Here is a 21,500-nt window from a genome sequence, read left to right on the forward strand (position 1 = left end):
CGAGGGCGGTTCACGTTTCCGCCTCTGTGCTCTTTCCACTAACAGTGCCGTCCTCGAGTGGAATCCCCCGCGCAGCCGTCGCTTTGAACGAGGTGACAATCGGTCGGCCCGACTCCAGGCCAAGTGACTCGAGGCTGCCGCGAGTCACGAGCGCCTCGAGCTCGATGGTGTGATCCTCGCCGTCGGTGCCGTTCACCCCACCGATCGCGACGACGACCTGGGCTACGGCTTCGCCCGTTTCCACTTTCTCGACGATGCCGTCGAACCGGTTGCGAACGCTCGTGCCGTTCACGGTTCCCTCGTTTTCAGGTTCCTCGAGGACGACTGCGTCCGAACGAACGACGACCTGTACCGTCTCCGCGCCTGCGGGAGCGATCGCGACCACGGATCCGATCGGCGTCTCGACGGTCGCGAGTTCGCCGTCCCGATCCACGACGGTTCCCGGAATTACGGACTCCCTGACGCTTGCGACGCCCTCGAGCGCCGTCTGGTGACGTTCGAATCGCTGGCGGAGGTCGCGTGCGGTCTCCGTTAGCGTCGTCCCGCCGCCATCCCGACCACCGCGCTGGCGTTCGGTTAGCGTGCCGAGTTCGGCCTCCAGTTCCACGACACGTCGCTGGAGACGCGCGTACGACCGGCCGAGTGCGTTGGCAGCGGCGTGCATGGAGCCGTTGTCGTCGATCGCAGCGAGCATCTCGATATCGCGCCGATCGATCGTCACCCCACCGACCGTCAGCTCCGTCTGATAGCTGCGTTCGGGTTCGGTCGTCATCTCGAGGTGCCTCCTGTCTGTCCTGACTCGATGTGGCGCATCAATAAATCAACTCCCCGTCGATGAACTGTCTGGTGCGCTCGTCGGCCGGATCCTCGAATATCGTCTCCGTCGTGTCGATTTCGACGATGCCGTCGTTCAGCAACAGCCCGACGCGGTCGGCGACCCGACGTGCCTGGTGCATATCGTGGGTCGCCATGACGACGCCGATTCGACGGGCACGAGCCTTTCGTATCGCCCCCTCGATCACCGCCGTGTTCCGCGGGTCGAGTTCAGACGTCGGCTCGTCGAGAACGAGTACGTCGGGTTCGTACGCGAGGGCTCTCGCGAACGCTACGCGCTGGGCCTCACCCCCGGAGAGCGAATCGACGTGCCGGTCGGCGTACGCCTCGAGACCGACGACCTCGAGGGCGTCGGAAACCGCTCGCGGGGCCGTCGGCCGCCCGACGGCGGCGGAGACGGACTGCCGGAGCCGTTCCGGCCAGGAGGCGCGCACGCGAAGCCCGTACGCGACGTTCCGGCGAACGCTGGCGTCGAAGAGGCTCGGTTCCTGGAACACCATGCCGATCCGCCGCCGTCGCTCGAGTCGATCCCCGTTCTCGAGTGTCCAGACGTCGACGCCGTCATAGCGAATCGTTCCCTCGTCGGGTCGCTCGAACGCGGCGAGCAGGCGAAGTAGCGTCGTCTTGCCGACGCCGGAGGGGCCGATGATCGCCACGACCTCCCCGGGGTCGACGCCCAGGGAGACATCCTCGAGAACCGTCTCCGACCCGTAAACGTAACGGAGATCGGTCGCCTCGAGGCTCATCCGTACCGCCCTCCGCCGTTCCCGAGTCGGATGACGAGCGCGTTGACGAGCAACACCAGCGCGAGCAAGATTCCACCGAGGATCATCGCGGTCTCGAAGCGACCCTGGCGGGCCTCGAGCTGGATCGCGGTCGTAAGTGTCCGCGTGTAGGAGGTGCCGTCGGCGCTGGCGATGTTCCCACCCACGATGAGGACGCCGCCGACCTCGCTGATCGCCCGACCGAAACCGGCGAGCACGCCGGTCGCTATTCCGTAACGGGCCTCCTTGATCGTCACCATGGCGACGTCGAGTCGGGTACCACCCATGGCGAACGCGGCGTCCCGAACGCCCGACTCGACGCTCGAGACCGCTGCCAGACTGACGCCCGTGATGACCGGTGCGGCGAGGACGATCTGTGAGAGGATCATCGCCTCCGGCGTGAAGACGAGCTCGAGCGAACCGAGCGGCCCCTGATTGGAGACCGCAAAGAGGACGAGCAGGCCGACGACCACGCTGGGAAAGCCCATACCGGTCGTGATGATCGACGTGAGGACGGCCTTGCCGCGGAAGTCGGTCACCCCAAGGACGAGTGCGACCGGCAGGCTCAACAGCGTGCTCAACACGACGGCAGTCACGCTCACGTAGAGCGACACCTCGATGATGGTTCTGATGTAGTGCCACTCGAACGGAAAGTCGGCGATCAGTGCGAGTTCGCTGTATGGGATGACCATGATCGTCTACGCCTATTCGGTATTGTTCGCGGTTCGCCACTCCTCGGGAACGTACTGCTCGAAGTTGGGATCCTCCGCGAGCGCCTCCGGGAAGAACAACTGTTCGCCCCCGACGGTGTACTCCTCGATGATCTCTTGCCCCTCGAAACTGGTGCAAAAGCCGATGTAGGCCATCGCGAGGTCGGAAGCCACGTTCTCGTGGACGGCAGGATTTACCGCGACGATGCCGTACGGGTTTATCAGCGCTTCTGGCCCACCCTCGACCGGCCCCTGCACGTGGATCTCGAGATCGATCTCCTCGAGCATCGATAGATAGGTAGCCCGGTCGGCGAGGGTGTATCCACCCTGCTGGTCGGTCTGAATGAGGACGTTCCCCATTCCGTCGCCGGCTTCGCGGTACCACCCGCCGCCGACGTTGGTGGGATCCAGGCTCGCATCGGCCCATCGGTCGAGTTCCTTCGCGTGGGTGCCGGAGTTGTCCCCTCGAGAGACGAACACCGACTCGGTCTCGGCAATCGATGTCAGGGCCTCGCCGACGTCTTCTTCACCGTTAATTCCGGCCGGGTCGTCCGAATCGCCGACGATGACGAAGTCGTTGAACATCAGATCCCGTCGGTTCACGCCGTATCCCTCACTGATGAACTCGTCCTCGAGCGCACGAGCGTGTACCATGACGACGTCAGAATCGCCGTTTCGCCCCGTCTGCAGTGCTGCCCCCGTTCCCTGGGGGACGGTGTGGACGTCGACGCCGAAGCGTTCCTCGAAGGGGGCGTTGAGGGCATCGAGCAATCCCGTGTCGTAGGTGCTGGTCGTCGTCGTCAGCGTCAGCGTTTTGCCAGCGATCTCCGGGTGGCTCCCGTCGCTGCTCCCGCTCTCGCCCCTCGATAGACAGCCGGCAAGCCCGATCACCCCGCTCGAGGCCACCGCGGTGAGAAATGCACGGCGTTGTATCGACATGGATACTACGACAGACGCCAGCGATAAATAGCCACTGATCGGACGGAATCAGACGTAATTGAATCCAGTTTCCTCCGCACTCCTCAGTAACCAGAAATTGTGGGGGTCGAAGTGCCTTCTCGAGATGAGCGACGGTTGCCGAAACCACTATTGGTATCGCTACCCGCCGTTCGGGTGACCCCGATACGCCGTCGTCACTCGAGTAGCAACACGCTCGTATCGATGGCGTCACGCCGACCATCGAGCACGTCGAAACGCTCGCCTCGCCGAATCTCGAGCCAGTAGAGCAGTCGCTCGGCCCACTCGAGTTTGTGTACTTTCATCGGGTCGACCGACGGATCGTCGAAATCCCAGCCGACGAAGACCAGTTCGGCGGCACCGAGGTGGTCGGCGAGGAACGCGGCCCGGTCGCCGTCGGTGAACCCCCCAAAATTGCGAACGGGGCCGACGGGTTCTGCCTGCGTCGTCGGGAGGACGAACGCGTCGTCACAGGCCGGGACGATCGACCGAACCGCGGGGATGTTGTCCCCGTGGGCGTGGACGGCGACCGGCGTCCCCCGTTCGGTGAGACGGACGACCGTCTCAGGATTCTTGTCCAGATCGGTGATCATGCAGTGGACGGCGACATCGTTCGCCTCCAGGACGTCGACCGCCGTCGACGCGGCGAACACCACATCGGCCGCACGCGCCGCCTCGAGCGCATCGGGAGACTCGAGTGAGGGGCCAGCGCCCGCGATTGCGACCGTCCCACCCGAGACTCGTTCGAGCCTCGAGCAGTCGAACGGCCCGGTCAGCACCCCCAGCACGTCGCGCGCCCGCTCGTCGGCCGCCCGGTCGAAGCCGAAATCGGCAAGTAGCGCGTCGTACACCGGGAGCCACGTTTTGACGTCCATACTCGTCACTGTGATTCGTTGTGTCCCACCGCAATAATCCGTTTGTGGGCCGAGCGTTGCCTCGCAAGTACCCCTACCCGTGAGGCCACCCGGCTTCCACTCACTTCTTTCGAAGCGGTTGCCATAAGCTTTCTCTTACTCGAGCACCCGCTGGAGGTCGTCTTTGAGCGACCCTATATCACCGTCTGAGGCGGTAATACTGCTCGAAATACGGGAAATTTCTGCCGCCGACCCGAACAGGAGGGATCGACCATCGGCCAGATCGATCCAGCGGGCACCCGCCTCGTGCGCGTGCTGGCCGAGTCGGTCCCGGGCTGACGGGTCGAGTCCATCGATTTCGACCGTGTGGTGTAACCAGTCGTCCGCCAGGGATGGGTCGATTCCGCCTTCTCGAAGGTGTCTCCGCAAGTCGCGATTCGAATCGACCTCGAGCCTGGAGAGGCGAACTCCGTTGCGCTGTGTCGACGATCGGGTCGTGAAGGCATCGCCGATCAACGCGGCGTCCCGGGTCTCTGCAACGTCGTGGGTGCGGATCACGTGGGCACCCCGTTCGACGGCGAGGCTGGTCGCCGCGAGGCTCACCGGCAGTCGCTCGTCCGTTTCTCGTCCGGCGATCTCGCCCAGGAAGTTCTTCCGATTGATCGAGACCAGCATCGGTTTGCCAAGCGCGCGGAACTCCCGCAGGCGTCGGAAGGTCTCCCTGTCGTCTTCGAGGGTCTGTGCCTCGCTCCAGCCCCCAAAGGCGGGGTCGACGATCGTCTTCTCGGTCAGGCCGTTCTGTTTCAGCGCCTCGAACACTTGATCGACGTAGTCGGCCGAGGCCGCCCAGTCGGCCGATTTTCGCTCGCTCCAGTCGGTTTCTTCGACGGCTCCTGGCCGCTCGAGATCCGGCGGACTCGCCATTTTGACGACGGCGGCGTCGTGGTCGGCACAGACGGTAGGCATCTCCGGATCGGCGAATCCACAGATGTCGTTGACCATGTCGAAGCCGCTCGCAAGCGCCTCCGCTGCTACCGCCGCGTACCGTGTCTCGATCGAAAAGATGGCGTCCCCCGACACCTGGTCGATCGTCTCGAGGGCTACGTGCAGTCGCTCGAGTTCCTCGTCGGCGCTCAACACGTCGAAGCGCTTGTTGGCGGACTCGAGGCCGATGTCGACGATGTCGGCCCCCTCGTCGATGAGTTCCTCGTCGACGTACTGGGCGGCTTCGGCGGGATCGTCGAACACGCTGGGGTCGTATGGCGACTCCTCGCTGACGTTCAACACGCCCATGATTCGTGATGGGTGATCGTCCCCGATTCCCAGTCCCGCTGCGTCGACGTTCTGCATACCTCCACTCAGGGGGCGAGGTAAAAAGGGGCCGTGGTTCCGGCGAACGTCGGGGGCGAACCGGTCTCCAGTGGCTCGTCCCAGGTGTGCCGGTGCACTGCTGCTTGTCTGTGACTGACTCTCACGAATAGTGTTGGATTTTCACGTGTGTCAGCCGTTTCGAACACATCCGCCCGTTTCGTCGACCGTTTCCCAACGAATGGGAACCAGTCCCCCTTCTTAGGTGGGTCGGTGACGAAGGTGTATTTGTAAAGGTGACCGATCATGTCCACAACTACTCAAAACCGACTCGAGAGCCGCTACGGCGGCATCACCCTTGAAGGCCACCCCCACGCGCTGACCGCGTGGTTCGTCGTCGCCCTGCGTTTCGTCATGGGCGGCATGATGCTCTTTGCGGGTATCAGCAAGTTCACCGGCGAGGGGTTCGACGCCAGCGGCTATCTCGTCCACGGTGTCGACCCGGTTAGCCCCGTCAGCGGGCTCTACGCGACGATGGCCGGCAACGCCGCGTTGCTCGAGGTCATCAACGTGACGATCCCGGCGACGCAGGTGCTGATCGGCGTCGCGCTGATCTTCGGCGGCTTCGTCCGCCTGGCGGCTCTCGGCGGCACGCTCCAGATGCTCGCGTTCTACCTCGGCGGCTGGGAGGGCGAGTTCCTGGCCCTGTTCGACTCGACGCTGATCTACGCGGTCGTCTTCATGGCAATCGCCGCCTTCGGCGCGGGTCGGATCCTCGGCGCCGACAAGTACATCGAGGGACTCGAGGTCGGCGGCCAGAAGCTGGTCGAACGCTACCCCAAACTCCGGTACCTCCTCGGCTAATCCGAGGATTCGAACCATCGCTTCCGGACTTCGAACAATCGCTTTTTGTCGCCGCAGCCGAAACCTCCAGCCATGGGTAAAGTGAGCATCGGGATGCTCGGCTGGCGGTTCGACGAGGCGGACATTCTCGACGAGGACGGTGCGTTCCTCCCGCTCGAGGAGATGCCGTCGGACGTCCGCGACCGCATCATCCGTCTCGACGTCATCTACAACGCGCCGTGTAACGCCTGCTGGCTGATCCACGGCGACGAGCACCTCGAGGAGTGCAACACGGCGCGCTACGTCTACGGCGAACCATTGTCGGAGATTATCCTCTGTCACGACCACGAACCGGACTTCGTTTACTGGTTCCGTGAGGACGGCGGGGACGAGTATCGCGGCACCGACGAGTTCGAGGATGCCTTCTACGAGTGGTTCCTCGCGGGCAACCGTGCGCCGGATGGCTACGAGGGAATGGAGTACGTCTCAACCGATCCAGACGACCTTCCCAGGCCGCCAAAGGCGGATCCCGAAAAACACGGCGACCTTATGGGGGACGACGTCGCCGACCGCGTTGGCCTCAGCGACGAGGAAATCGCCGCCGCCGACGTCGATTTCAACGCCGAGTATCCGAGTCGTAAATGACCGAGCGGGACGCACAGGCCTCAGCCGCCACGGCCGACGATTCGAAACGGACGCCACCAGCAGTCGCCGTCGTCGGCGCCCAGACGCCCGGCAACGTCGGCACCATCGCGCGGGCGATGAAGAACTTCGGCTTCGAGGAACTGCTGCTCGTCGACCCGCCCGAGCTCGACCCGGACGGGGAGGCGTACGGGTTCGCCGGCCACGCTCGAGAAGACATCTTACCTGGCGCGCGAGAACTGACCTTTGACGAACTCGTCGACACCTTCCACACCATCGGCTGTACCGCCGTGACCAACGAGGACGACCGGAACCACGTCCGATTCCCGTTTTCGACCCCACGCGAACTGGCCGAGCGACTGCCCACCGTCGAGGCACAGACGGCGCTGGTGTTCGGCCGCGAACGCGTCGGCCTGACGAACGAGGAACTCGCACGCATCGACGAGATCTGTTCGATTCCGGCCAGCGCCGAGTATCCCGTCCTCAACCTCGGCCAGGCCGCGACGATCACCCTCTACGAACTCCGAAGGCTCACTCTCGACCCCTCCTCGACGCAACTTCCTGACGTCGAACGGGTGCGGGCACCCGAGCCGCTGCTCGAGCGACTGTACGACCAGTGGAAGGCGCTCCTGGTAGAACTCAACCATCCCGAAGAAAAACGGGCGAAGACGATGCGGATGATCCGCCGCGTCTACGGTCGTGCCGATCCGACCACTAGCGAGGCGAACCGATTTCTCGGCGTGTTGCGCCGAGCGACCGACCGCCCTGACCGCGGTGACGAGACAGGAACCGAACGAAATCGATCCTCTCGCGAGTGATCGAGCTCCACGCACCGTCACCTGGCCAGTATAGTCATAATGCTCGCCTCGAGAGCGATAGGTAATGAGTCTCACGTACCGTCGGCAACTGCTCGCGTTGCTCGGCACCGGTGTGGCCGTTCTCGCAGGGTGTTCGAGCACCGACGATTCGGCACGCGACGATGACGACGAACCCGTCGGAGACGGCGAGGACGACACCGATGACGCGGGTGGCGATGATTCCCTCGTGGACGGCAGTTCGATCCTCGAAGACGGCGAGCGTCCCGCGTACGCGTCCGTCCTCCCGTCACGAGACGCGTATACGAGCGGGGACGCCGCTCCGGAGTACTTCTTCACTGCGGTCGACCTCGAGACCCTGCTCGGGACGATCGACGACGATCCGGGCGAGGGATCCGTCCCGGACGATCCGCTCCTGAAAAACCCAATTGCAGCCGTCTCCCTCGGCATCTACGGCCTTTTTACTCTCGGGGTGTCCCCGGTCGCACAGGCACAGGCAACAGCGGAGGGTCAATCCGACGACGCCACCTTGCTCTACCTCGACGGAGCCTACATCTTTTACGGCGAGTACGATCGCGAAGCTGCCCGCACAACCCTTGCGGACGAGGGCTACGACCTCGTTGCCGGCGGGGACGGCGAGGGATACGACGTTTTCACCGACGACACCTCGAGCGAGGTGGTTGGCATTACTACCGAGGTGTTCGTCTACACGTTCGGTGACGATGAACGGGGACGTGACGTGGTCTCCGCGATTGTCGAAACCGCCGCTGGTGAACGCACGGCCAACGCGGACGACGACGAGACGTTTGACGCACTTCTCGGGGCGAATCCAGACGGCGGAATTACCACCTATCTGTACGGTGGCGGTGAAGGACTCACCGACCTAGAGGCCGACCAGGTCGACGCGGACGACGTCGCGTTCGACTTCGGAGCGTTCGAAGGTTCCACCGGCCTCAATCAGCGCCTCGAGGCCGACGCGGGTGAATCCACGGTGCGAGCGGTCGTCACCTACGAGAGCGAAAACGCCGTCGACGTCGACCGTCTCGAGTCGCGACTTGGGGAGGCGGCAAGCACGGTCGACGTCGAGGCTGGCGGATCGGTGGCAGTCGTCACGGCTGTGTACACCGAGGACGTCATCGACGAGTGAATCGCGATCGGTGCTGATTGGCCGAGTATGGACGGGTCGGGAACCTGTCCACGACTGGATGGCGCTGGCAGGATTGAGCTGGCACCGTCACCTCTCGTTCGCGTGATTGTGATCGTGCCACCAGCAGGTGAACAGGAAATTACTGGGGGCGAAACAAGTAGATAAACGCACGTCACTCCGAGTCTCGAGCAACGACATCTGCATGGTGGTACGTACAGCCATCGGAAACGAGGTACGAGCGCTCTGGGACGGCGGGAGAGGAATATCTCTCATCGCCGTCGCAACCGCCTGGGGATTGCTCGTCGGGACGCGAATGATCTACCCGGTGTTGTTGCCGGCTATCCAGACGACGTACGGACTTCGCCTGTCCGTCGCCGGATTGCTCGTCACCGTACTCTGGCTGTTTGCTTCCCTCGGTCAGTTGCCAGGGGGCGTCCTCGCCGACAGGTACAACGAGCGAACGCTGTTGGCCGTCAGTACGATTATCGTCGCCGTCGCGCTCGGTTTCGTCGTTACGGCACCCACGCCGCTGGTACTGTTCCTTGCAACGGCCCTCTGGGGACTCGGCCATTCGCTGTACCCTATCGCCCGGATTACGCTGCTTTCGACCCTCTATTCCGAGCGGCTTGGAAGTGCCCTCGGCGTCACCATGGCGACAGGGGACATTGGCCAGACCGTGCTTCCGCCGGTCGCGACTGCACTGGCCGTCGCCGTGAGCTGGCACCTCGGGCTGGGGTTCGTGGCACCGCTTTTGGTGCTTGCCGGCGTCCTCATCTGGGTCGCCGTCCCGTCTCGCCCTGCAACAGAACGCCCGACACAGTCGGGATCGCTCCGTGAAACGTTGTCGGTCTTCGGCGAACTCCGGAATCCATCAATGGCGTTCATGACCGTCATCCTCTTTCTCTACATCTTCATTTGGCAGTCGTTCACGGCGTTCTATCCAACGTACCTGACGACGGTAAAGGGGCTCTCGTACACGGTTTCGAGCGTGCTGTTCGGCTTCTTCTTCGCCGTCGGCGTCGTCGTCAAGCCGCTCTCGGGAGCCGCGTACGATCGTATTGGAATGCGCGGCTCGCTCATCAGTATCCTGTTGCCGCCAGTTGCTGGATTCGCGCTGCTTCCGTTCGTAGAGAACATCTGGCTCCTCCTCGGGATCACCGCCCTCATCAGCACCATGCTCGGATCGGGCGCGGTCACGCAATCGTACCTGGCGGATTCGTTTTCCGCGGAGATGAAAGGGACGGGCCTCGGTGTAATTCGGACGACGACGGCGACCCTCGGCGCAGGCGGCCCGCTGCTGTTCGGCATCATCGGGGAGTACGGGTACTTCGACGAAGGGTACATCGTCCTCGCCGTGATTATGGCCGCGGTCATCGTGCTCACGCTTCGTATGCCACAGGAACAGTGACTCCTGCATCCGCAGCCGTCAACTCGAGGCTCGAGCAAAACGACCATCGAGGACTCGAGTGACCAGAGCGGTTCACCCGCGATTTTCGCACGCTCTTGAAGGGGCGCTCGACGACTATGCGCGCTTCTGTATCTCTTCTCGCAACACCTGACTGACCAGGTCGCCGTCAGCTTTCCCGCGAAGCGCACCCATACACTCGCCCATGAGACCCGAGAACGCTTGCATTCCCTCGTCTTCGACCTGGCCGGCGTTTCGCTCGACGACCTCGATGACGGCCTCGCGGACGTCGTCTTCGGCGGCGGAACCGAGTCCCGCTTCCTCGGCGACGGCTGCCGGATCTCGGTCGGGATCGGTCGCTATCGCCGAAAGCAGATCCGGTACGCCTTCTTTGGCCAGGTCGCCACCGTCGGCCATCGCGAACACCGTCTCGAGGTGCTCGTCGGTCAGGTTCTCGACGGGTACGTCGTCCCGGCGGAGTTCGGTCAGCGTCGACTCGAGCGTCGTGGCAGCGAAGGTGGGATTGATCCCGTCGGCGACGACGGATTCGAACAGTGGCATGTGGGTGCCGAATGCGACCTGTTCGGCGAGACCGGCGTCGAGGTCGTGCTCGGCCCGGTAGCGATCGACCTTCTCGGTGAGCAATTCGGGTTTCGCAACGTCGCTCGGGTCGAGTTCGACCGGTGGGACGTCAGTTTCGGGATACATCCGTGCCGCCCCAGGGAGCGGGCGGAGGTAGCGAGTCGTCCCATCCTGGTTCGCTCCGCGGGTCTCCTCTGGAACGCCGTCGATGGCCGTTTGGGCTCGCGCGGCGACGGCCTCGATCGCGGATTCGGCGACCTCGGTAGCCGCGGCGACGATGGCGACGGCGTCAGCCTCGCCGGCATCCACGGCGTCCCGGAGAGCGGCGACCTCGTCGTCGGTGACGCCGTAAGCAGGGAGTTCGTCGGTGTGGAAGATGCCGCCTGCGCCGTGGCGTTTCGCGTGATCGGAGAACTCCGTCCCGAGGCGACGGTCGGTGGCGATTTCGCGACCGACCAGGCCGTCGAACCCCTCGAGGCGAACGCCGAAGACGGAACCGCCGTCGTTCAGCGCGCCGGCGACGACGCCGCTGCCGGTGTCTGCGAAGACAGTACTCACGTCCTGGGGCTCGTGAACGGTCGCCTCCTGGGCCGCGAGTTCGTCCCGGATGTCGACGAGTTCGGCCTGGCGACCGACCTCCGTCCTGACGATGTCGGCGATGTCGTCCAGGCTCTGGACGCCCTTGATCTCGACGCGGGCACCGTCGGCGATGGAGACGTTGACGTCCTGGCGGATGGTGCCGAGGCCACGTTTAACCTTCCCCGTCGAGCGCAGCAACATACCGATGCGTTCGGCGGCCTCCTGGGCCTGTTCGGGAGTCCGGATGTCCGGACTGGTACCGATTTCGACGAGGGGAATGCCGAGGCGATCCAGGCTGTAGACGACGCCGTCGTCGGTCTCGTCGACGCGCTGGGCGCTCTCCTCCTCGAGCATCATGTCCTCGATGCCGACCGCACCCTCACTGGTCTCGATCGCGCCGCCGGTGGCGACGAGCGTCGAGCGCTGGAACCCGGAGGTGTTCGACCCGTCGACGACGATCTTGCGCATGACGTTCGCCTGATCGACCGGCGTCATGTCCATCAGTTGTGCGACCTCGAGTACCGTCTCGAGGGCCTCGTCGTCGAGGCGGTGTGGCGGCTCGTCGTCCTCCTCGACGAGGCAGGTGGTGTCGTAGGCGAGGTAGGTGAACTCCCGTTCGACCTTGCTCTCCTCGACGGCGGCCTCGTCGAGTTCGCCCAGTTCGCTCCGCGTCGGGTGAAGGTAACGGGTAAACTGACGCGCTGACGCCTCGGGCTCGCGGAGCTCGGTCGGACAGGTACAGAACAGTTTCGACGCCGTGTCCAGTTGCTGGTGAATCTCCAGGCCGGCGACGAGGCCCAGTGCCTCGTAATCGTGCGCTGTGGTCATTGCAGGGGACTCGGTGGTGGAGGGGTAAAAAACCGTCCAGTCTGGCTCGAGTGCAGTATGGCACCGGGGAATTAGCGGTCACCCTCCCGGACGGCTCGGTCGGGCGTTTGACAGGTCGCGTTAATCGTCCGTTCGCGAATCGATCGGTGACCAGGTGGCGTCACGCTGGTCGGGTTCGCCACCGTGGTCGTGGGTGCTCGGTTCACCGTCATCGACGAGTTCCTCGGTGCTCGTCTCGCCGTCGCCGTCGAGTTCCTCGGAAGAGTCTTTCGTCACCTGCCCACCCGCACGGAGCACCTCGGCCGTCGCCTCGAGCAGCGTTTCGGGCGTCGCTTCGAGCGCCGAATCGAGTACCTGGCGGTAGCGGGCGGTCGCCTCAGGCCCGGCGAACGACCGGTCGATACCAGTTTCGACGGCGACCAGCGGATCGGCGGGATCGATCACCTCGAGGAGGCGCTGATTGCCGGCCGACAGGTCGAATCCGGCGAGGACTGTGACGTCGGCCGACTCGATGAGTCCGCCAGTCTCCTCCCGTGCGTCATCGGTGACCGGCGAGAACGGCTCGGTCGTGACGCACACGAGCGACAGGCGTTCGGCGACGTCTTCGACCACGCCACCAGCTGGAGCCGGCCCGGCAGAAACAGTCACACCGGCGCGCTCGAGCCGACTGCACGCACCCACTGCTGGCTGGCCCGTCCCCAGAACGTGGACGCGACGGCCGTCGAGGGCACTCTCGAGTGACTCGCCGTCGGGGGTCGTCTGATGGGGAAACGCCGTCACGCTCGTCGTTCCAGTCACCGGATTTCGCGTCACCGTCGCGTTCGCATCGAAGGTCTGATCGAGCATGTCAGCGGTGAGCACCGTGTCCGGATCGCCGTCGGCACAGATCGCCCCGTCGGCGACCAGGAGCAGGCGATCGCAGTAGCGTGCCGCGAGGTCGAGATCGTGAATCGCCGCGACGATCGTTCGACCGTCGTCGATCAGGTCGCGCGCCAACTCGAGTGTCTCGACTTGGTGGTTCACGTCGAGACTTGCGGTCGGCTCGTCGAGCAACAACAGGGGCGTATCCTGGGCGATAGCGCGCGCGAGTAACACTCGCTGGCGCTCGCCGCCGCTAACCGCGTCGATCTGTCGGTCGGCGAACTGGAGCGTTCGAGTCCGCTCGAGTGCCCGGTCGACGTGCTCGCGATCCGCCTGGGAGGGCGGTGCAAAACGCGACCGGTGGGCGTATCGTCCCATCTCGACGACGCTGCGAACGTCGAAGGAGAAGGACAGCGAGGTGTTCTGGGGAACGACGCCGACGAGACGACTCGAGGCCCGGGAGTTCACCGCGTCGATGCGCGTTCCGTCGATCCGCACCCGCCCGCTCGAGGGAGTGATCGCCCCGCTGAGCGCCCGGAGGAGTGTCGTCTTTCCGGCCCCGTTCGGCCCGACGAGGCCGACGAACTCGCCGCGAGAGATGTCGACGCTGACGTCCTCGAGGACGGAGAGAGATCCGTAGGCGACCTCGAGATTCTCGGCGTGGACGAGCGGGTTCTCAGCAGTGGTCATAGCGAATGCACCTCCTGGCGAACGAGTAAGAAGAGGAAAAACGGCGCGCCGAGGGCGGCCGTGACGATGCCGACCGGTACGATGCCGACCGCCACCTGCTCGGCGCCGGTTCGAGCGATCGTGTCCGTGAGGACGAGAAACGACGCCCCAGCGAACGCGCTCGTGGGCAGCAAGATACGGTGATCCGGGCCGACGATCAGGCGCATGATATGGGGGACGACGAGGCCGACGAACCCGATGACGCCCGCGACGGCGACCCCTGCCGCGGTGACGACGGTCGCGATGACGAGCAACAGGAGCTTAGTTCGCTCGACGTTGACGCCGAGGTGGTGTGCTTCCTCCTCACCGAGCAACAAAATGTTCATCTCCCGGGTGTAGCCCGCGAGCACGGCGACGCCGACGATGGCGAACGGCAGGGCGAACCTCACGTCGCCCCAGTTGCTGGCGTGGAGGTTTCCCATCATCCAGATGACTGCCTGTCGGAGGCCATCCCCACTGTGAACGAGCATGTAGGAGATGAGCGCACCGAGAAAGGCCTGGACGGCGACGCCCGCGAGGAGCAAGGTTGCGACCGGCGTCCGCCCTCCATCGGTTGCGATGGCGTACACGAGCAACGCCGTCGCAATCGCGCCGACGAACGCCGAGAGGTGGAGGCTGCCGAAGGGAACCAGCGCCGGGAAGGCGATAGCGGCAACGGCACCGGCGGCAGCACCGGTCGAGACGCCGATGATCGACGGATCGGCCAGCGGATTTCGGAAGAACCCCTGCATTACGGTTCCGGCGGCGGCGAGGCCGAACCCGACAGTCCCGGCCAGGGCGATCCGGGGCAGGCGAACGTCGCCAACGATCGTCTGGTGTGGGCCGTGAACCTCGAATCCGAACACCGATGCGTAGGCGAGTGCTGGCCGCGATATCGGTCGGTCGAGCACGGGGATTGCTGTCGGCGTCCACTCGAGCCCAACCGGGACGACGAGTACGTTGAGCATGGCTTTCGTGACGGTGACTGGATCGATTCTGACGGGACCGAGGGCGGCACTCCCGATCGTGACGGCGACGAGCAGCATCGCTAGGCCGACAGACCACGCGATTACCCGCCCCGGTCGTTCCATGGTTGACAAGCTCGCTTGCTTTAGATAAATATTTATTGGATACGGGGTGAGCAACAGGTGATGCGACGACTACTCATCATCTTGATTGCGGTACTCACCATCACCGCTGGCGTCGGCCCTGCCATCGCGGCAGGAACGACTACCGCGGCGACTGGCACCGCCCAATCCGACGTGGCGTGTGACTACCCGATCGAACTCGAGGACGCAACCGGCGAACAGTTCACATTCGACGAGCAACCCGATTCGATCGTCGCGCTCTATCCGAGCGACGCCCAGCTGGTGTTCAGGATCGGTGCCGACGACCGACTCGACGGGATGCCCATCGGAGAGTACACGGACAGTCTCGACGTGGACGGACAGACCGACATCAGCGCCGACGACGGCGTGACCCCCGTTGCCGAGGAGATTATTGCACTCGAGCCCGACATCGTCATCGCCTCTGACGTCGTCATGTTCGACGAGGAACTCCTCGAGCAACTTCGAGACGCCGGTCTCGACGTCTACGTCTACGACACTGCCGAGAGCATCGACGAGATCCACGAGGATCTCGAGACGGCCGGCCAGCTTACGGGTTCCTGTACGGGGGCTGAAATCGCTTCCGAGTGGATGGACGACCGACTCTCGATCGTCGAAACCGCCCTCGAGGACGAGCCACGGCCGCTCGCGCTGTACATGCTCGACGATCAGGGCTTCACTACCGGATCGACCACGTTCCAGCACGAAGTGCTGACGACCGCTGGCGTCGAGAACCTCGCCGCCGAAGCCGGCATCGAGGGCTGGGAGCCGATTAGCGACGAGACCGTGATCGAACACGATCCCGACTGGATCCTCTACGGCGACGATGCCTACGACGAACCGCCGGTATCGGAGGCCGTCCACGAGACGACGGCGATGCAGGAGGGGCAACACTTCGGCATCGACGCCAACGCCGCGAGCCAGCCCGCACCGGACGTCGTGTTCGCGGTCGAAGAGATCTTCGCCGGTGTACACGGCGACGTTCACGCCGAGGTCGAAGCCGACCTCGAGACCGTCGACGAGGAGTACGAATCGTCACTCGCCGCGATCGAGGAATCGGACGGCGACGACGATTCGGCCGAGGGAGCGGACACTGACGAATCGTCGGACGACGATGTCGATGCGAGTCCTGATCAGGACACGGACGACAGTGGGGATGACACCGAGGACTCGATACCAGGATTCGGCGTGCCCGTTGCCGTCGCCGCGCTCGTGGGACTGCTCGGATTCCGCCTTCGACAGCGGTAATCAACAGTCACGGATCGACTGACCGGCGTCACACCTCTCGAGTAACGCCGTCAACCCGACTTCCTTTCCGACCCGACGCGATTCGTCGTTTCGTCTCGTTTTGAAAAGCGTTTACTCACCCGCCCACAGAGAGGCCCCTATGGTCGAGAACGTCATCTGGCCCGCGTACCTCGATGCGACGCGTACGCGGGCCGAGGGGCGGCGGGTGCCCCTCGAGTTGGCAGTCGAAGAGCCGACGGTCGAAGAGATCGCCAAAGCCGTCCAGCAGATCGGGTACGACGCCATCGTCGAACGGGATAAGGCGTACGCCAGGGAGCACTGGCAGCCCCGTGGCCGCGTCGTCGTCCGGGGGACGGAGGACTCGACGAAGAACGACCTCGTCCAGGCAGTCGCGGCGTACGTCGTCGCGATGCGAGAGTGATGCGCCGAATCGGCACCGTCGTGCGCGTGTCCCAGGGTCTCGCTGTGCTCCGGGCACCCGGCGATACCGACGACGACGCGTACGACGCAATCGGCACGATCGTCCTCGACGACTCCCTCGAGAAGGTTGGTCGCGTCGTCGACGTCTTCGGCCCCGTCGAGGAGCCGTATCTGGCGGTCACGCCCGACTCCGGGGTTCACCTTCCGGGACTGGTCGGGTCGGCGTTGTACGCCCGGTGAGCGTAGATCCTTTCTCGAGTGTCACGCCCGTTGTTGTGCAAACAGCAACCGACACCTCGAGAGCGCAACACCAATACCGCCGGCGGTCAAACCCGGATCCATGAACGATCGGTTTCGGTTCGGCGCAGCGATCGGATTTACCTGTCTGTTGTTCCTGGGCGTCCAACTGGGCGCGCTCTCGCTCGTCGAACCGTTCACTGCCGCGGAGATGCAGGCGGTCGAGGATCCCGAGGATCCGACGAACAGCCTCTTTTACATCGTTGCGATCCTCGTGATGACGGCGCTGATGCTCGCGGCATTCAAGTACGACCTGCAGTGGATCATCCGCGGCGTGATCGTCGGGGTGAGCGTCCTGCTCGCGTGGTTCGTCTTCGCGGTTATCTTCCCACCCATCGCGTTCGTCGGCTCGGTCGGCCTCCTACCACTCCTCGCGGCGCTGGCCGTCGGCGGTGCACTCCTCGTCTATCCCGAGTGGTACGTCATCGACCTCGCCGGTGTCGTGATGGGGGCTGGTGCTGCCGGTCTGTTCGGGATCAGCCTCGGTATCTTCCCCGTGATCATCCTGCTCGTCGTGTTGGCCGTCTACGATGCGATCAGCGTCTACCGGACGAAGCACATGCTCGACCTGGCCGAGGGCGTGATGGATCTCCGAATTCCGGTGATCCTCGTCATCCCGACCTCGCTCTCGTACTCCTACCTCGCGACGAACGAGACGCCGGGTGGGATCGAAAACGTTCGCGACTCGAGTGGTGAATCTATACCAAACGGCGGGGACGACACTGACGGAGATGAGACTAAATCTTACGCGGAGACCGACGCCGCTCCAGCCAACGAAGCCGCCACTCCGGCCGACGGCGACACCACTCCGACGGACGAAGCCGCCACTCCGGCCGACGGCGACGACGACCAGCGCCCTGCCCCCGAAGGTGTCCGTGATGCGCTCTTCATCGGTCTCGGCGATGCGGTCATCCCGACGATTCTGATCGCCAGCGCCGCGTCGTTCCTCGATCACGGAACCATCGAAGTTCCGCTCATCGCGCTCAACACACCCGCACTCGGCGGCATCGTCGGAACGCTCGCTGGCTTACTCGTATTGATGTACATGGTGCTCCAGGGTCGACCGCACGCGGGCCTCCCGCTCCTGAACACGGGTGCCATTGGGGGCTATCTCATCGGTGCACTCTGGGCCGGCGTCCCGCTTCTCACGGCGCTTGGGCTGTGACGTAGCCGACGACGAAAAACGGTCGTTTCTCGAGCCACTCCCTGTCAATTACCGAGCGCTTTCTGGTCGATCAGTCGTCGCCGTGCTCGAGATTAGAGAGGAGCGTATCGACGTGCTCGGCTTCGTCCGGCAACACGTCGACACCACCCTGTTCGGAGTTCGGATAGACGGCGATCAGCACCAGGTGGTCGCCGCCGTGATCCGGCGTCGAGACGTCGAAACAGACGTCGATTTCGCCCTCACCGATCAGTCTCGCCTGTCCCTCGTAGGATTCGACGGTGAGCGTTTGCTCGAGTCCGTCCACACTGCGCTCGTTGATGCGGTCGCCGATCTGCAGATCCTCGTACTGCTCCTGGACAATTCGTATGATCTCGCGAGTGTCCATCTCCGCGAGCGGGTTGAAGTCCTGTCCGGCAACGCTCACCTGTGGTGAACAGATCGTCGCAAAGACAGCGGCCTCGTAGCTCCCACCGAGTGCGGCCACCTCCAGCGAGCGCGTGTACTCCGCGAGGTAGTTCGTCACCTCGACGGTTTCGCCGGCAACCTCCCGTTCCTCGCTGAACGAATCGGTTTCTCGGTGATCGTACCCCGTCTCCGACTGTGCCGAACCCGATACCTCGGCCGGCGAGGCGCTGAACGTGGTGGCGTCGTCGAGGAGATCGCCTACACATCCCGCGGTCGCCGCGATGGCTACTGCCGATGTCGTCGCAAGGAGGTGTCGACGGCTTGGTTGCTCGTCCATATGCCGGCCTCACCGCCACACCGTATAAATATCCAGGATATAGTGACGGTTCGCAAATCCTCAACTGTCGGTGACGGGGAGCCGATCTCGTTCCGTTCGAGTGCCGGCACTCACCCGGTACGGATCTCGTGCCTGTGAACCGTCCCTGCTACGGAAGCCGATACGTCGGCCCGTCGTCGGTATCCTGCACTTCGACCCCCAGTCCCTCGAGTTCGTCCCGTAAGTCGTCCGCTCGCTCGTAGTTGCCGCTCTCGCGCTCCTGTTCGCGGACGTCGAGTACGAGTTCGACGACCTGTCCCGCAAGTTCGACGTTCCCGGCGGGTTCGCCGTCACCGAAGGTCAGCCCGAGCACGTCGCCGAGTTCCTCGAGCGCCTCGACGGCCGTTTTGAGGCCGCGGTAGTCGTACCCGTCGTTCCCGTTCTCGTCGTTATCGCCGCCCTCGTACCCGTCACCCTCGAGGTGACGGTTGATTTCGCTCGCGATCTCGAGCAGCGCGGACTGCGCCTCCCGGGTGTTGAAGTCGTCGTTCATCGCCTCGGTGAAGGCCTCACGGGCCTCGTCGACGGCGTTTCGAAGCCCCCCGTCCTCGTGTTTCGACCGTGCTTCCGGCGAGTCGAGGGCGTCGACGCACCTCTCGTAGGCCCGCTCGAGGCGCTCCCAGCGTTCCTCGGCCTCGGAGATCGTCTCGTCGGAGTAGAGCTGCTGACTGTTGTACGATCCCGCGGTGAGGAACGTGCGGAGGACGTTCGTTCCCCATCGGTCGACCGCCTCGTCGACGGTGACGAAGTTTCCGAGGCTCGAGGACATCTTCTCCTCGCCCATCTGGAACAGTTCGCAGTGGAGCCAGTAGCGGGCGAAGCGCTGTCCCGTCGCAGCCTCGCTCTGGGCAATCTCGTTTTCGTGGTGGGGAAAGACGAGGTCGCGACCGCCGACGTGGAGGTCGAGCGTCTTCCCGAGGTGGGTCATGCTCATCGCCGAGCACTCGATGTGCCAGCCCGGGCGCCCCTCGCCCCAGGGGGAGTCCCAGGTTTGTCCGGCGGGTGGCCGCTCCCAGGTTGCCCCCTTGCTGTGTCCGCGAACGGCCTCCGGGGAGACGCCACCGGCCTTCCAGAGGGCGAAATCGGCCGGGTGTCGCTTTTCGGCCTGCTCGTCGGGTTCGCCCTGGGCCTCGATCGACTCGAGGCGCTGGTTCGAGAGCGCGCCGTACCCGTCGAAGCTGGTCACGTCGAAGTAGACCGAGCCGTTGGATTCGTAGGCGTACCCACCATCGACTAGCGTCTCGACGAGGTCGATGATTTCGGGAACGTGTTCGGACACCCGCGGGTAGACCTCCGCTCGAAGGAGGTTCAGTGAGCGCATGTCCGTAATCGTCTGCTGAATGTAGGTTGTCGCGACCTCGGCTTCGCTCTCGCCGAGGTCGTCCTGGCCGACGCGGGCGACGATCTTCTCGTTGACGTCCGTGAAGTTCTCGACGTGACGGACGCCGTATCCGAGATACTCGAGCCAGCGGTGCATCACGTCGACGTGTACCCACGAGCGGGCGTGGCCGAGGTGGGGCGGATCAGAGACCGTCAGGCCACAGTAGTAGAGGAGGACGTCGTCGGGGTTCTGTGGCTCGAAGGGCTCTTTCTCGCCCGTCAACGTGTTCGTCACGCGTAGGGTCATTACTCGAGTCTCTTCGCGGTCGAACGTTAAAGCGTCGGATGCCCCGTCGCGGTCGTTGAAATGAGCGTTCGATAGCCTCGTCCGTATCCGCCACCGGTGTTTATGGCAGTTACTCGAGCATCGACTCGAGACCCTGCTCGACCGCTCGGACGGCGTTTGCACCCTCGAGCCGATCGACCACGAGTACCATCGAGTCGGCGTCACCACCCGCTACAATAACGTCGATATCCGCGATGGAGAGGGTCTCGAGCGCCGTTGCCAGCGCTCGAGACCCGACTTCGCCGGTCGTGAGAATCGCCGTGTACGGGGTCTCCAATCCGTCGGTGCCGAGCGTCGTCGTTCCGATCGAAACCAGTGCCTTTTCGGGGTCGTCGACGGGTCCAACCCCGCTTTGCATTCTAACGCGAACGTTTTGCTCGCTCGCTGCCGGGCTCTCGAGGTCGTCTGCGTAGCGTCTGAGCGCCGTCGCGACGGCATCAACGTCGCCGTCGACGGCGAGAAAACGCGCGGCAGCGGTGTAATTGAGGACGCCCGCACGGAGGGCGTTGCGCAAAAACGGGTGCGCGTCCACCGCCTGGCGGGTCTCGGCTGCGAGTGATAGCGACATAGTCGCCGTACGGAGAGCCGATTGCTTAAAGGCGACGGCCGCTACCGTTCGCTTCCCGCGCAGCGATCGAGACCCTGGTGAGTCACTCCACGGGCGATCGTACCGCGGTCTTTTTGATGCAGTCGACACATCACACGACCATGGAACCCGAAGCCGTCGAATCACTCATCGAATCGGGGCTCGAGGACGTCGACGTCACCGTCACCCGCGCTCGCGGTGATCACGATGACGACCACCTGGCCGCGACCGTCGTCTCGCCCGCGTTCGAGGGCGTCCCCCTCGTCCAGCAACACCAACTCGTTTACGACACGCTCGGCGAGCACATGACGACCGACATACACGCACTCGAACTCTCGACGTACACGCCCGAGGAGTACGCCGCTCGAGCCGAAAAGTGACTGCAGCCACCCGA

At 64.2% G+C, this 21,500-nt stretch carries 22 protein-coding genes; 10 read left to right on the plus strand and 12 right to left on the minus strand.

What is annotated here, in order from left to right; translation table 11 throughout:
* Positions 1-10: 10 nt before the first annotated feature.
* The 6 genes from NGM68_RS07425 to folP form a co-directional block, all read right to left on the minus strand.
* Positions 11-772, minus strand: a complete 762-nt coding sequence (locus NGM68_RS07425; RefSeq protein WP_252701012.1) for a TOBE domain-containing protein — start codon at positions 770-772, stop codon at positions 11-13.
* 40 nt (positions 773-812) lie between these two features.
* Positions 813-1,580, minus strand: coding sequence for an amino acid ABC transporter ATP-binding protein (locus NGM68_RS07430; protein WP_252701013.1), 768 nt, complete (start codon positions 1,578-1,580; stop codon positions 813-815).
* Complete coding sequence (locus NGM68_RS07435; RefSeq protein ID WP_252701014.1) at positions 1,577-2,290, minus strand: ABC transporter permease; 714 nt, start codon at positions 2,288-2,290, stop codon at positions 1,577-1,579. The genes NGM68_RS07430 and NGM68_RS07435 overlap by 4 nt, the downstream gene beginning before the upstream one ends.
* Before the next feature lie 12 nt (positions 2,291-2,302).
* Positions 2,303-3,247 carry an ABC transporter substrate-binding protein gene (locus NGM68_RS07440; protein ID WP_252701015.1) on the minus strand — a complete coding sequence of 315 codons (945 nt, stop codon included), beginning with the start codon at positions 3,245-3,247 and terminating at the stop codon, positions 2,303-2,305.
* Positions 3,248-3,441: 194 nt separating this feature from the next.
* On the minus strand, positions 3,442-4,140 hold the full coding sequence (locus NGM68_RS07445; protein WP_252701016.1) for a 6-hydroxymethylpterin diphosphokinase MptE-like protein: 699 nt from the start codon (positions 4,138-4,140) through the stop codon (positions 3,442-3,444).
* 135 nt (positions 4,141-4,275) lie between these two features.
* Positions 4,276-5,469: a dihydropteroate synthase gene (gene folP / locus NGM68_RS07450; RefSeq protein WP_252701017.1), complete on the minus strand. Its 1,194-nt coding sequence runs from the start codon at positions 5,467-5,469 to the stop codon at positions 4,276-4,278.
* 264 nt (positions 5,470-5,733) lie between these two features.
* Here folP and NGM68_RS07455 point away from each other — a divergent pair, with 264 nt between their 5' ends.
* From NGM68_RS07455 to NGM68_RS07475, 5 genes are all read left to right on the plus strand, one after another.
* Complete coding sequence (locus NGM68_RS07455) at positions 5,734-6,291, plus strand: DoxX family protein (RefSeq protein WP_252701018.1); 558 nt, start codon at positions 5,734-5,736, stop codon at positions 6,289-6,291.
* Between the two features lie 72 nt (positions 6,292-6,363).
* Positions 6,364-6,915, plus strand: coding sequence for a DUF8114 family protein (locus NGM68_RS07460; RefSeq protein ID WP_252701019.1), 552 nt, complete (start codon positions 6,364-6,366; stop codon positions 6,913-6,915).
* Positions 6,912-7,730 (plus strand): RNA methyltransferase, encoded by an 819-nt coding sequence (locus tag NGM68_RS07465; protein ID WP_252701020.1) that lies wholly within the window; start codon positions 6,912-6,914, stop codon positions 7,728-7,730. The genes NGM68_RS07460 and NGM68_RS07465 overlap by 4 nt, the downstream gene beginning before the upstream one ends.
* Before the next feature lie 64 nt (positions 7,731-7,794).
* Positions 7,795-8,874 carry a hypothetical protein gene (locus tag NGM68_RS07470; protein ID WP_252701021.1) on the plus strand — a complete coding sequence of 360 codons (1,080 nt, stop codon included), beginning with the start codon at positions 7,795-7,797 and terminating at the stop codon, positions 8,872-8,874.
* A 202-nt stretch (positions 8,875-9,076) separates the two neighbouring features.
* Positions 9,077-10,282 carry an MFS transporter gene (locus NGM68_RS07475; protein ID WP_252701022.1) on the plus strand — a complete coding sequence of 402 codons (1,206 nt, stop codon included), beginning with the start codon at positions 9,077-9,079 and terminating at the stop codon, positions 10,280-10,282.
* A gap of 114 nt (positions 10,283-10,396) precedes the next feature.
* Here the strand turns inward: NGM68_RS07475 and gatE are convergent, their stop codons facing one another.
* From gatE to btuC, 3 genes are all read right to left on the minus strand, one after another.
* Positions 10,397-12,268: a Glu-tRNA(Gln) amidotransferase subunit GatE gene (gatE, locus tag NGM68_RS07480; protein WP_252701023.1), complete on the minus strand. Its 1,872-nt coding sequence runs from the start codon at positions 12,266-12,268 to the stop codon at positions 10,397-10,399.
* Positions 12,269-12,388: 120 nt separating this feature from the next.
* On the minus strand, positions 12,389-13,819 hold the full coding sequence (locus NGM68_RS07485; RefSeq protein ID WP_252701024.1) for a heme ABC transporter ATP-binding protein: 1,431 nt from the start codon (positions 13,817-13,819) through the stop codon (positions 12,389-12,391).
* The gene (gene btuC / locus NGM68_RS07490) at positions 13,816-14,928 is read right to left on the minus strand and encodes a vitamin B12 ABC transporter permease BtuC (protein ID WP_252701025.1); all 1,113 of its coding nucleotides are present in this window, start codon (positions 14,926-14,928) and stop codon (positions 13,816-13,818) included. The genes NGM68_RS07485 and btuC overlap by 4 nt, the downstream gene beginning before the upstream one ends.
* Before the next feature lie 60 nt (positions 14,929-14,988).
* Here btuC and NGM68_RS07495 point away from each other — a divergent pair, with 60 nt between their 5' ends.
* From NGM68_RS07495 to NGM68_RS07510, 4 genes are all read left to right on the plus strand, one after another.
* On the plus strand, positions 14,989-16,191 hold the full coding sequence (locus tag NGM68_RS07495; protein WP_252701026.1) for a PGF-CTERM-anchored ABC transporter substrate-binding protein: 1,203 nt from the start codon (positions 14,989-14,991) through the stop codon (positions 16,189-16,191).
* Positions 16,192-16,330: 139 nt separating this feature from the next.
* Entirely contained in the window at positions 16,331-16,612 is a 282-nt protein-coding gene (srp19, locus tag NGM68_RS07500; RefSeq protein WP_252701027.1) for a signal recognition particle subunit SRP19, read from the plus strand.
* Positions 16,612-16,851, plus strand: a complete 240-nt coding sequence (locus tag NGM68_RS07505; protein WP_252701028.1) for an H/ACA ribonucleoprotein complex subunit GAR1 — start codon at positions 16,612-16,614, stop codon at positions 16,849-16,851. Before srp19 ends, NGM68_RS07505 begins: the two co-directional genes overlap by 1 nt.
* Before the next feature lie 100 nt (positions 16,852-16,951).
* The gene (locus tag NGM68_RS07510) at positions 16,952-18,073 is read left to right on the plus strand and encodes a presenilin family intramembrane aspartyl protease PSH (protein WP_252701029.1); all 1,122 of its coding nucleotides are present in this window, start codon (positions 16,952-16,954) and stop codon (positions 18,071-18,073) included.
* Between the two features lie 70 nt (positions 18,074-18,143).
* Here the strand turns inward: NGM68_RS07510 and NGM68_RS07515 are convergent, their stop codons facing one another.
* The 3 genes from NGM68_RS07515 to NGM68_RS07525 form a co-directional block, all read right to left on the minus strand.
* Complete coding sequence (locus NGM68_RS07515; protein ID WP_252701030.1) at positions 18,144-18,815, minus strand: DUF6517 family protein; 672 nt, start codon at positions 18,813-18,815, stop codon at positions 18,144-18,146.
* 148 nt (positions 18,816-18,963) lie between these two features.
* Entirely contained in the window at positions 18,964-20,481 is a 1,518-nt protein-coding gene (cysS, locus tag NGM68_RS07520; protein ID WP_252701031.1) for a cysteine--tRNA ligase, read from the minus strand.
* 109 nt (positions 20,482-20,590) lie between these two features.
* Positions 20,591-21,088, minus strand: a complete 498-nt coding sequence (locus NGM68_RS07525; protein ID WP_252701032.1) for a DUF7523 family protein — start codon at positions 21,086-21,088, stop codon at positions 20,591-20,593.
* Positions 21,089-21,228: 140 nt separating this feature from the next.
* Here NGM68_RS07525 and NGM68_RS07530 point away from each other — a divergent pair, with 140 nt between their 5' ends.
* The gene (locus tag NGM68_RS07530) at positions 21,229-21,486 is read left to right on the plus strand and encodes a BolA family protein (protein WP_252701033.1); all 258 of its coding nucleotides are present in this window, start codon (positions 21,229-21,231) and stop codon (positions 21,484-21,486) included.
* The last annotated feature ends 14 nt before the right edge of the window (positions 21,487-21,500 follow it).

The organism is Natronosalvus vescus, assembly GCF_023973145.1.
GTDB classification, from domain to species: Archaea; Halobacteriota; Halobacteria; order Halobacteriales; family Natrialbaceae; genus Natronosalvus; species Natronosalvus vescus.

Coding starts and splice junctions, on each gene's coding strand:
- NGM68_RS07425 (WP_252701012.1), bottom strand. CDS start 772: ATGACGACCGAACCCGAACGCAGCTATCAGACGGAGCTGACGGTCGGT.
- NGM68_RS07430 (WP_252701013.1), bottom strand. CDS start 1,580: ATGAGCCTCGAGGCGACCGATCTCCGTTACGTTTACGGGTCGGAGACG.
- NGM68_RS07435 (WP_252701014.1), bottom strand. CDS start 2,290: ATGGTCATCCCATACAGCGAACTCGCACTGATCGCCGACTTTCCGTTC.
- NGM68_RS07440 (WP_252701015.1), bottom strand. CDS start 3,247: ATGTCGATACAACGCCGTGCATTTCTCACCGCGGTGGCCTCGAGCGGG.
- NGM68_RS07445 (WP_252701016.1), bottom strand. CDS start 4,140: ATGGACGTCAAAACGTGGCTCCCGGTGTACGACGCGCTACTTGCCGAT.
- folP (WP_252701017.1), bottom strand. CDS start 5,469: ATGCAGAACGTCGACGCAGCGGGACTGGGAATCGGGGACGATCACCCA.
- NGM68_RS07455 (WP_252701018.1), top strand. CDS start 5,734: ATGTCCACAACTACTCAAAACCGACTCGAGAGCCGCTACGGCGGCATC.
- NGM68_RS07460 (WP_252701019.1), top strand. CDS start 6,364: ATGGGTAAAGTGAGCATCGGGATGCTCGGCTGGCGGTTCGACGAGGCG.
- NGM68_RS07465 (WP_252701020.1), top strand. CDS start 6,912: ATGACCGAGCGGGACGCACAGGCCTCAGCCGCCACGGCCGACGATTCG.
- NGM68_RS07470 (WP_252701021.1), top strand. CDS start 7,795: ATGAGTCTCACGTACCGTCGGCAACTGCTCGCGTTGCTCGGCACCGGT.
- NGM68_RS07475 (WP_252701022.1), top strand. CDS start 9,077: ATGGTGGTACGTACAGCCATCGGAAACGAGGTACGAGCGCTCTGGGAC.
- gatE (WP_252701023.1), bottom strand. CDS start 12,268: ATGACCACAGCGCACGATTACGAGGCACTGGGCCTCGTCGCCGGCCTG.
- NGM68_RS07485 (WP_252701024.1), bottom strand. CDS start 13,819: ATGACCACTGCTGAGAACCCGCTCGTCCACGCCGAGAATCTCGAGGTC.
- btuC (WP_252701025.1), bottom strand. CDS start 14,928: ATGGAACGACCGGGGCGGGTAATCGCGTGGTCTGTCGGCCTAGCGATG.
- NGM68_RS07495 (WP_252701026.1), top strand. CDS start 14,989: ATGCGACGACTACTCATCATCTTGATTGCGGTACTCACCATCACCGCT.
- srp19 (WP_252701027.1), top strand. CDS start 16,331: ATGGTCGAGAACGTCATCTGGCCCGCGTACCTCGATGCGACGCGTACG.
- NGM68_RS07505 (WP_252701028.1), top strand. CDS start 16,612: ATGCGCCGAATCGGCACCGTCGTGCGCGTGTCCCAGGGTCTCGCTGTG.
- NGM68_RS07510 (WP_252701029.1), top strand. CDS start 16,952: ATGAACGATCGGTTTCGGTTCGGCGCAGCGATCGGATTTACCTGTCTG.
- NGM68_RS07515 (WP_252701030.1), bottom strand. CDS start 18,815: ATGGACGAGCAACCAAGCCGTCGACACCTCCTTGCGACGACATCGGCA.
- cysS (WP_252701031.1), bottom strand. CDS start 20,481: ATGACCCTACGCGTGACGAACACGTTGACGGGCGAGAAAGAGCCCTTC.
- NGM68_RS07525 (WP_252701032.1), bottom strand. CDS start 21,088: ATGTCGCTATCACTCGCAGCCGAGACCCGCCAGGCGGTGGACGCGCAC.
- NGM68_RS07530 (WP_252701033.1), top strand. CDS start 21,229: ATGGAACCCGAAGCCGTCGAATCACTCATCGAATCGGGGCTCGAGGAC.